Consider the following 1232-nt stretch of genomic DNA (forward strand, 5'->3'; position numbering starts at 1 on the left):
AAAGAACAACGGGAAGTAGCTCAGCTTGGTAGAGCACTTGGTTTGGGACCAAGGGGTCGCAGGTTCGAATCCTGTCTTCCCGACCATTTCCAAAAAGATTATGGGGCCTTAGCTCAGCTGGGAGAGCGCCTGCCTTGCACGCAGGAGGTCAGCGGTTCGATCCCGCTAGGCTCCACCATAAGTAAATTAACCAGTATAAAGATCCTGGCGGCGTAGCTCAGCTGGCTAGAGCGTACGGTTCATACCCGTAAGGTCGGGGGTTCGATCCCCTCTGCCGCCATCTTAAAGGACCTTTAGCTCAGTTGGTTAGAGCAGACGGCTCATAACCGTCCGGTCGCAGGTTCGAGTCCTGCAAGGTCCACCATTTATATATTGTAACGGAGGTATACCCAAGTCTGGCTGAAGGGATCGGTCTTGAAAACCGACAGGCGGGTAACACCGCGCGGGGGTTCGAATCCCTCTACCTCCTCCAGTTTTAAATTTTTATAAATGGTGCTTTAAAAACTCGAAACAACATAAAATTATCGCGGGGTGGAGCAGTGGTAGCTCGTCGGGCTCATAACCCGAAGGTCGTTGGTTCAAATCCGGCCCCCGCAACCAAAAGGTCCCGTGGTGTAGCGGTTAACATGCCTGCCTGTCACGCAGGAGATCGCCGGTTCGATCCCGGTCGGGACCGCCATTTTTAAAGATAAAAGTCATGAGAAGCAAAAGAGTGAGCAAGCTTAGCATGGACGAAATGGGTCAGTAGCTCAGTTGGTAGAGCATTAGATTGAAGCTCTAAGTGTCGGCGGTTCGATTCCGTCCTGACCCACCATTTATGCGGGTGTAGTTTAATGGTAAAACCTCAGCCTTCCAAGCTGATGTCGTGGGTTCGATTCCCATCACCCGCTCCAAGGGCCTATAGCTCAGCTGGTTAGAGCGCACGCCTGATAAGCGTGAGGTCGATGGTTCGAGTCCATTTAGGCCCACCATTATTCCGAAGTAGCTCAGTTGGTAGTAGCACCTGACTGTTAATCAGGTTGTCGCAGGTTCGAGTCCTGCCTTCGGAGCCATTTTTATTTTGGGGAAGTACTCAAGAGGCTGAAGAGGCGCCCCTGCTAAGGGTGTAGGTCGGGTAACCGGCGCGAGGGTTCAAATCCCTCCTTCTCCGCCATGGGCCCGTTGGTCAAGTGGTTAAGACACCGCCCTTTCACGGCGGTAACACGGGTTCGAATCCCGTACGGGTCATACTA

At 52.8% G+C, this 1232-nt stretch carries 13 tRNA genes; all 13 read left to right on the forward strand.

Features of this window, described 5'->3' with window-relative positions:
* The first annotated feature begins 9 nt into the window (after positions 1 to 9).
* A tRNA-Pro gene (locus tag AC1RFD_RS22305) sits at positions 10 to 86 on the forward strand.
* 16 nt (positions 87 to 102) lie between these two features.
* Positions 103 to 178, forward strand: a tRNA-Ala gene (locus AC1RFD_RS22310).
* A gap of 28 nt (positions 179 to 206) precedes the next feature.
* Positions 207 to 280 (forward strand) — tRNA-Met (locus AC1RFD_RS22315).
* A 7-nt stretch (positions 281 to 287) separates the two neighbouring features.
* Positions 288 to 364 (forward strand) — tRNA-Ile (locus AC1RFD_RS22320).
* Positions 365 to 379: 15 nt separating this feature from the next.
* Positions 380 to 472: transfer RNA gene (locus AC1RFD_RS22325), tRNA-Ser, on the forward strand.
* 53 nt (positions 473 to 525) lie between these two features.
* A tRNA-Met gene (locus tag AC1RFD_RS22330) sits at positions 526 to 600 on the forward strand.
* A 3-nt stretch (positions 601 to 603) separates the two neighbouring features.
* Positions 604 to 679: transfer RNA gene (locus AC1RFD_RS22335), tRNA-Asp, on the forward strand.
* Between the two features lie 59 nt (positions 680 to 738).
* Positions 739 to 814: transfer RNA gene (locus tag AC1RFD_RS22340), tRNA-Phe, on the forward strand.
* A 5-nt stretch (positions 815 to 819) separates the two neighbouring features.
* Positions 820 to 893, forward strand: a tRNA-Gly gene (locus AC1RFD_RS22345).
* Position 894: 1 nt separating this feature from the next.
* Positions 895 to 971, forward strand: a tRNA-Ile gene (locus AC1RFD_RS22350).
* 4 nt (positions 972 to 975) lie between these two features.
* Positions 976 to 1052 (forward strand) — tRNA-Asn (locus AC1RFD_RS22355).
* 10 nt (positions 1053 to 1062) lie between these two features.
* Positions 1063 to 1153, forward strand: a tRNA-Ser gene (locus AC1RFD_RS22360).
* 2 nt (positions 1154 to 1155) lie between these two features.
* A tRNA-Glu gene (locus tag AC1RFD_RS22365) sits at positions 1156 to 1227 on the forward strand.
* Positions 1228 to 1232: the final 5 nt, after the last annotated feature.

Source organism: Lysinibacillus sp. GW823-FHT02G10 (genome assembly GCF_058797135.1).